The sequence below is a fragment of the Streptomyces prasinopilosus genome (assembly GCF_001419695.1).
GTDB lineage: Bacteria > Actinomycetota > Actinomycetes > Streptomycetales > Streptomycetaceae > Streptomyces > Streptomyces prasinopilosus.
Genome location: NZ_LIRG01000271.1, coordinates 1 through 6,886, shown reverse-complemented (window position 1 = coordinate 6,886; position 6,886 = coordinate 1). Strand labels below are relative to the sequence as shown.

General features: G+C 74.3%; 6 protein-coding genes and 1 pseudogene. All 7 read right to left on the bottom strand.

Going from position 1 to position 6,886, the window contains the following annotated elements:
- Nucleotides 1-39: 39 nt before the first annotated feature.
- Nucleotides 40-423 (bottom strand): monovalent cation/H(+) antiporter subunit G, encoded by a 384-nt coding sequence (gene mnhG, locus AOK18_RS12780; RefSeq protein WP_055572534.1) that lies wholly within the window; start codon nucleotides 421-423, stop codon nucleotides 40-42.
- A complete protein-coding gene (locus tag AOK18_RS12775) occupies nucleotides 420-686 on the bottom strand; it encodes an MrpF/PhaF family protein (RefSeq protein ID WP_055694417.1) in 267 nt (88 codons plus the stop codon). The genes mnhG and AOK18_RS12775 overlap by 4 nt, the downstream gene beginning before the upstream one ends.
- Entirely contained in the window at nucleotides 683-1,279 is a 597-nt protein-coding gene (locus tag AOK18_RS12770; protein ID WP_240503162.1) for a Na+/H+ antiporter subunit E, read from the bottom strand. Before AOK18_RS12770 ends, AOK18_RS12775 begins: the two co-directional genes overlap by 4 nt.
- Before the next feature lie 41 nt (nucleotides 1,280-1,320).
- Nucleotides 1,321-2,880 (bottom strand): Na+/H+ antiporter subunit D, encoded by a 1,560-nt coding sequence (locus AOK18_RS12765; protein ID WP_055694415.1) that lies wholly within the window; start codon nucleotides 2,878-2,880, stop codon nucleotides 1,321-1,323.
- Nucleotides 2,877-3,422: a Na(+)/H(+) antiporter subunit C gene (locus tag AOK18_RS12760; RefSeq protein ID WP_055572530.1), complete on the bottom strand. Its 546-nt coding sequence runs from the start codon at nucleotides 3,420-3,422 to the stop codon at nucleotides 2,877-2,879. The genes AOK18_RS12765 and AOK18_RS12760 overlap by 4 nt, the downstream gene beginning before the upstream one ends.
- Nucleotides 3,419-6,262: a Na+/H+ antiporter subunit A gene (locus tag AOK18_RS12755; RefSeq protein WP_055694414.1), complete on the bottom strand. Its 2,844-nt coding sequence runs from the start codon at nucleotides 6,260-6,262 to the stop codon at nucleotides 3,419-3,421. The genes AOK18_RS12760 and AOK18_RS12755 overlap by 4 nt, the downstream gene beginning before the upstream one ends.
- Before the next feature lie 494 nt (nucleotides 6,263-6,756).
- Nucleotides 6,757-6,886 (bottom strand): annotated as a pseudogene (locus AOK18_RS35375) (acetate--CoA ligase family protein); the annotation flags it as partial.

Sequence of the window (6,886 nt, the reverse complement as noted above, 5' to 3'; positions counted from 1 at the left end):
GGCCGGAAACGGTCCGGCCCGTTTCCGGCCCGGGCGGCCTCACCGGTCCGCGTCCTCGCTCGGCGGCCGCTCGTCCACCGGGGTGCCGTCCCGCGCGAGGCGGTCGGCGAGCTCGTCCCGGAACATCGGACCGCGGTCGAAGGCCTGGACGCGGTAGGCGGTGCGGCCGACGATCTGGCCGGTGATCGGCGCGGTGAGCAGCTGGAACAGGACGACGAGCAGCAGCACCGGCGCGTAGCGCAGGGGCAGCTGCACGGCGGTTCCCACCAGGACGAGCATCAGGCCGAGGGTCTGCGCCTTGGAGGCGGCGTGCAGGCGGCTGATGATGTCCGGGAAGCGCAGCAGGCCCACGGAGCCGAGGAGGCAGAAGACCGCGCCGGCCGGGAGCAGGACGGCGGTGATCACGTCGGGCAGCGCGGTCATCGCAGGCCTTCCCGCTTCTCGATCAGGTGGGCGGCCGTCACCGATCCGGTGAAGGCCAGCAGCGCGAGGACGACCAGCACGGGCAGGGACGTGGTGTCCCCGCGCAGGGCCATGCCCACGGCGGCCCCGGCGATGATCATCGTCAGGAGGACGTCCAGCGCCACGATGCGGTTGAGCGCGTCCGGACCGCGCACGAGGCGCAGCAGGGTGAGCAGGCCGGCCGCGGACAGCACGGCCAGGGTGACGGTGTACAGGGCGGTCATGGGGTGCTGCCTCCTTGGTCCGGGTGATCGGAGGAGTCGGGGCCGGTGGAATAGCCGGGGTCGGCGGAGTACCCGAGATCGCCCACGGCCCCGGAGGTGTCGTCCCCGCTCGATCCGGTGCGCCGGCCGCGACCGACCGCCCGCGCCACTCTGCGCTCCAGGGTCTGCACCGCCTCCCTGCGGCGGTCGACGTCGGTCTCGTCGCGGACCGGGAGCGCGTGGACGTACAGCCGCTGCCGGCGGCGGTCGATCTCCACCACCAGCGTGCCGGGGGCGATCGTCGTGAGTTCGGCCACGGCGGTGATCAGGAGGTCGCTGTCGACGCGCAGCGGGACCTCGACGATCGCCGTGGACGTCTTCTCCCCGTGCCTCAGGGCCTGCCAGGCGACGGTCGCGCCGGACACGACGATGTCCTTCAGCAGGCCCGCCAGCAGGCGTCCGATCGCCAGGGGCCGGGGCACCGCCCCGGGCAGGATCGGCGGCAGGGAGAAGGACCGGACGACGGCCACGGCGACGAGCAGGCCTCCGACGAGGACCACCGGGCCGACGGACCCCCACAACAGGACCCACAGCAGCCACAGCCACCCGACCATGGGCCAGTGGTGCCGGACTCGGCGGGCGCTCTCCCGGCGGGTCAACGGTCCTCCCCGGTGATGACGACGGAGCGGTACGCCCTCGGGTCGAGCAGTTCGTGCGCGGCCCGTTCGCCGACCCGGGCCAGGGGGCCCGCGAAGACGGCGACCGCGACGCTGGTCAGCACCATGACGGCGGTGGCGGTGGTCATCAGCCGGGCTCCGTAGCGGTCGGTGCGCCGCTCCGGGCGGCGGGCGGTGTCGGGGGCCGGCTTCTTCAGCGGCGGTGTGTCACTGCGGTCCGGGTGCGGATCCTGCCGCATGAAGGCCCTGGTCCACACCCGGCTCATGGCGTAGAGCGTCAGCAGGCTGGTGATCAGGGCGGTCGCGGCGAGGGCGTACGCGGCGGTGCCGCCCTGCCAGGCGCCGGCGCGCAGCAGGGTCAGCTTGGCCACGAACCCGGAGAAGGGCGGGATCCCGGCCAGGCTCAGGGCGGGGACCGCGAACAGCACGGCCACCAGCGGCCGTGGGGGCGAACGCCGTGCCATGCGGTCCAGGCCCGTCGTGCTGGTGTGGCGCACGGTGAGGGCGGCGGCCAGGAAGAGCGCCGCCTGGACGACGATGTGGTGGACGATGTAGAGGACCGTTCCGGTGAGACCGGTCGTGTCGAACAGCGCGAGCCCGAACAGCATGAAGCCGATGTGGCTGACGAGGGTGAAGGACAGCAGCCGGTTGATGTCGTCCTGCGCCAGGGCGCCGAGGATGCCCACGAGCATGGTGGCGATCGCCACGCAGGCCAGCAGGGTCCACACGCTGGAGCGCGGGAAGAGCAGGGTCTGGGTGCGCAGCAGGGCGTAGACGGCGACCTTGGTCAGCAGCGCGGCGAACACGGCGGTGATCGGCGCCGGTGCGGTGGGGTAGCTGTCGGGCAGCCAGAAGTGCAGGGGGACGATCGCCGCCTTGATGCCGAGGACGGCCAGGAGCAGCAGGGCGAGGGCGCCGCGCAGGCCGTCGGGGAGTTCGGCGAGCCGCGGCCCGAGCTGGGCCAGGGTGACCGTGCCGGTGGCCGCGTACACCAGGCCGACGAGGGTGAGGAAGAGCAGGGACGACGTCAGGCTGATGATCGTGTACGTCATGCCGGCCCGGGTGCGGTCCCCGTCGGCGTCCAGGGTGATCAGGACGTAGGAGGCGGCCAGCAGGATCTCGAAGGCGACGAAGAGGTTGAACAGGTCGCCGGTGAGGAAGGCCAGACTGACCCCGGTGACGAGCAGCAGGTAGGCGGGGTGGAAGACCTCCGCCGCGCTCCGGCGCTTCTCGGCGGTGCCCTGGCCGATGGCGAAGACCAGGACGGCCAGGGTCACCAGTACGGACACGGTGAGCAGGAGCGCCGAGAGCCGGTCGGCGACGAGCGTGATGCCCAGCGGCGCCGGCCAGCCCCCGACGTGCACGGACTGCGGGCCGCGGGTGTCGGTGAGGACGAGCAGGGCCGCCGCGTCCGCCAGCACGGCCGTCAGGACGAGGGTGCTCAGCACGCGGATCACCCGGCCGGGCAGTCCGAGGAGGGTCACCCCGGCGCACAGGAGCGGCAGGACCACGGGCAGGGTGATCAGCAGGGTGGTCATCGGTGGTCCCCCGGAGCGGTGCCGTCGTCGTCCCGGCGGTCCGGCGCGCCGCCGCCCTCGTCGTCGTCCTCGTCGCCGGGTCCGCCGCCGTCGTCGGGACCGGGTCCGCCGGGTGCTCCGGACGGGCCGCTCACCTCGTCGGCCCCGGCGCGCTGGAGGGCGATGTCGATGCGCCGGTCCTCCACGTCGTCGCGCACCTCGTCGCTGCCGGACAGCCGCCAGGAGCGGTAGGCGAGGGCCATCAGGAACGCCGTGAGGCCGAACGTGATGATGATCGACGTCAGCGCCATGGCCTGGGGCAGCGGATCGGCGGGCTCCGCCGGGTCCACCGGCCGCCCCTCCAGCACCGGGGGCAGGCCGGGGGTGCCCCCGGCGACCAGGAGCAGCATGTTGGTGCCGTGGCCCAGGAGGATGAAGCCGAGGACGATCCGCATCAGGGACCGCTGCAGCATGAGGTGGAAGCCGATCGTGAACAGGCCGCCGACCACGACGGCCATCGTCACGTCGAGTGTGTTCACCGTGTTGTCCACCGCGCCGGTCATCGAGCGGATCCCTCCTCCTGGCGGGACGCCGTCGCGTCGCTCCGGCCGAGCGTGACGCCCACCGCCGACAGGAGCTTGAGGACGACACCGACCACGAGGAGGTAGACGCCCACGTCGAGGAACAGGCTGGTCGCCCACTTCACCTCGCCCAGCAGCGGCAGGTGCCACGACACCAGGTCGCTGTCCAGCGGCGTGCCGCCGACGGCGAGCGGCACCAGGGCGACGACCGCCGCGGTCACCAGGCCCGTGCCCGCGATCGCGACCGGGCGCAGGCGCACGGCGGCGCCGAGGTCGGCCTGTCCGCCGACGAGGTACCGCAGGACGAACGCCAGCCCCGCCACCAGGCCGCCGGAGAACCCTCCGCCGGGGCGGTAGTGCCCGGAGAACAGCAGGAACAGCGAGAGCACCAGGATCGAGGGGAAGAGCAGCCGGATGGCCACTTCCAGCAGCACCGAGCGCTCGCCGCCGGGGCGTTCGCCGGCCCCCGGCAGCCAGGTCTGCCGGGGCTCGTCCCAGTGCGTCGTGGGGAACAGGGCGGGCGGCTCCTCGTCGACGGCCCGCACCGCGCCGCGGTCGCGGAACCGGACCAGGCTGCCGACCCCGACCGCCGCCACCAGCACGACCGAGATCTCGCCCAGCGTGTCCAGGGCCCGGAAGTCGACGATGATCGCGTCGACGACGTTGAGGGCGCCCGTCTCCCCTGCCCGGCGCAGGTACTCGGTCGAGATCACCGGGGCCGTGCGCGCGGAGGCCGCCGCCAGCGCGAAGCAGGTGACGACGGCGCCGACCCCGACGGCCGCCGCGCCCCGCAGCACGCGTCCCCGCACCGACCTGCGGCCGGGATCGAACCGGGACGGCATCCGGCGCAGCACCAGCACCACGACGACCAGCGTCATCGTCTCGACCAGGAACTGGGTGAGCGCCAGGTCGGGGGCTCCCCGCACCAGGAACAGGCCCGCCGCCGCGTATCCGACGGCCCCGGTCAGCAGGATGGCGGTGAGCCGGTGCCGGGCGGCCACCACCGCCGTGGCGGCGGCCAGCGCCACCACGGCCAGGACCGGTTCGACGGGGTACCGCCACAGGGGCGGTGACCCCAGCGACGGGGCCGCCGCCGCGAACGCCGCGCCGGGTACGGCGATGACCGTCACCAGCAGCACGGTCAGGTAGACGGGCAGCGAGCCGACCTGGGTGTGCCGGGTCAGCGTCACGGCCAGCCGGTCCACGCCCTCGACCGCGCGGTCGTACGCGCGCTGCACGTCGGGCAGGCGCGGCAGGCGGGCGGTCGCGGTGCCGCGGCGCAGGAACGCGTGGATCAGCGCACCGGCGGCGAGCGACAGCGCCGACAGGCCGAGCACCGGGGTGAACCCGTGCCACAGGGACAGCACGTACGGCTTCCCGGCCCCCGGCGGATAGGCGTCGGCGTAGACCGTGGTGAGGGCGGCCGTGGCGGGGTACGCCACGCCCAGCACCAGACCCGCCGCGGCCAGTACGGCCACCGGTGCGACGAATCCCGGTGCCGGGCCCGGTACGGTCCGGGCCGCCTCCCGCGGCGGCCGCCCGCCGAAGGCGCCGTGCAGGAACCGCGCGGCGAACGCCACGGTCAGCGCGGAGCCGCACACGAGCACCGCCGTCAGCTGGTGGTGGCCGGGGATCCCGGTGCCGTGCAGGAACGCCTCCAGGGACGCCTCCTTGCCCAGGAAGCCGATGAGGGGCGGCAGCCCGGCCATCGACGCGGCGGCGAGCGCCGTGACCCAGAACAGCACGGGCAGCCGGCGTCCCAGACCCGAGAGTTCCCGGATGTCGCGCGTGCCCGTGTGGTGGTCCACGATCCCGACCGACAGGAACAGCGCCGACTTGAACGCCGCGTGCGCCAGCAGCATCACCAGTCCGGCCAGCGCCGCCGTCCGCGTGCCCGCGCCCAGCAGCGCGGTCAGCAGACCGAGTTCGCTGACGGTCCCGTAGGCGAGGAGCATCTTCAGGTCGGTCTCGCGCAGGGCCCGCCACGCGGCCACCACCATGGTGGCGAGCCCCACGCCGAGCACCAGCGGCCGCCACGGCGCCACCTCGGCCAGGGCGGGCGCCAGCCGGGCCACCAGGTAGACCCCGGCCTTGACCATCGCCGCCGCGTGCAGGAAGGCGCTGACCGGTGTGGGGGCGACCATCGCCGCGGGCAGCCAGCCGTGCACCGGCAGCTGCGCGGACTTGGTGAACGCGCCGACCAGGACGAGCACCACGGCGGCGGGGACCGCCCCGCCCCGCGGGGGGTCGGCGAGGATCTCCGAGACGCGGTACGTGCCGGCCTCCTGGCCCAGCACGATGAAGCCGAGCAGCATCGCCAGGCCTCCGGCCGCGGTCACCAGCAGGGCCTGGCGGGCGGCGCGCCGCTGCTCCACCCGCGCCCCGCGTCCCGCGATCAGCAGGAAGGAGGCGATCGTGGTCAGTTCCCAGAAGACGTACAGGACGAAGAGGTTGTCCGCCAGCACCAGGCCGGTCATCGCCCCGGCGAAGGCCAGCAGCAGGGCGGCCAGCGAGCCGGCGTCGCTCTCGACGTAGTACCGGCAGTACAGGAGCACCAGGGCGCCGACTCCGGCCACCACCCACAGCATCAGCAGCGACAGGGCGTCCAGGCGCAGGTCGACCGTCAGGCCGAGCGACGGGGCCCAGGACAGGGACTCCTCGTACGCGCCGCCGTCCAGGACACCCGCCGCCCGGGTGCCCGCCCAGACCACGACCGCCAGCGGCACCAGGGCCGCCACGGCCCACATCGCACGGCCGAGCCGCTTCTCCCACCAGGGCATCGACACTGCGGCCACCGCGTGGGCGGCCAGCAGGACCAGCACGTCAGCACCAACTCCTTCGCACTGGCCGTCCGCTGACGCACGGTCGGGCCGTCATCCGATCCTGGAAGCTATATCCGTTTTATCAGCATTTTCACACGCGGTGCTCTGTGTAGCAGGAGGAACCGCCCGGCGGGGCACCGCCGCGCCGGGAGCGGGGCCCCGGATGCGGTCCCGCCCGTGGCACGGTGGGCCGGACGGGCCCCGGCCGTACGGCCGACCGGGGGGCGGGACCGGCGGGACGACGGCGGGCCGGGCGCGGAGTCCGACGCCCCGTGACCGGCGCGGGCGGCGGGCCGTACGAGGGGTGAGCCGGTCCTGCCGTCGTCGCGGGCCCAGGTGCACGCCGTTCCCTCCGTTCGTCGGGCGGGCCCGGCACCCGGCCCCGTGCCCGCGGCGGGTGCCGCTGCCGGCCGGGAGCACAGGTAACCCGCTCGACGCCCCGTCAAACCAGCGACGACCTGCCGGTTCGAAACGCCCGGGGGCTCACGCCGCGCTCAGTACGCCGGGAGGGTCCGGGGGCCGAGGTCGTCACGGACCGGGGGCGGGGCCAGCCGTACGGAGGCGCTGAGGACGCTCACCCCGTGGGTGGCGACGACGACCGGTTCCAGGCCGACCGCGACGACC

Coding starts and splice junctions, on each gene's coding strand:
- AOK18_RS12765 (WP_055694415.1), bottom strand. CDS start 2,880: ATGACCACCCTGCTGATCACCCTGCCCGTGGTCCTGCCGCTCCTGTGC.
- AOK18_RS12775 (WP_055694417.1), bottom strand. CDS start 686: ATGACCGCCCTGTACACCGTCACCCTGGCCGTGCTGTCCGCGGCCGGC.
- mnhG (WP_055572534.1), bottom strand. CDS start 423: ATGACCGCGCTGCCCGACGTGATCACCGCCGTCCTGCTCCCGGCCGGC.
- AOK18_RS12760 (WP_055572530.1), bottom strand. CDS start 3,422: ATGACCGGCGCGGTGGACAACACGGTGAACACACTCGACGTGACGATG.
- AOK18_RS12770 (WP_240503162.1), bottom strand. CDS start 1,279: ATGGTCGGGTGGCTGTGGCTGCTGTGGGTCCTGTTGTGGGGGTCCGTC.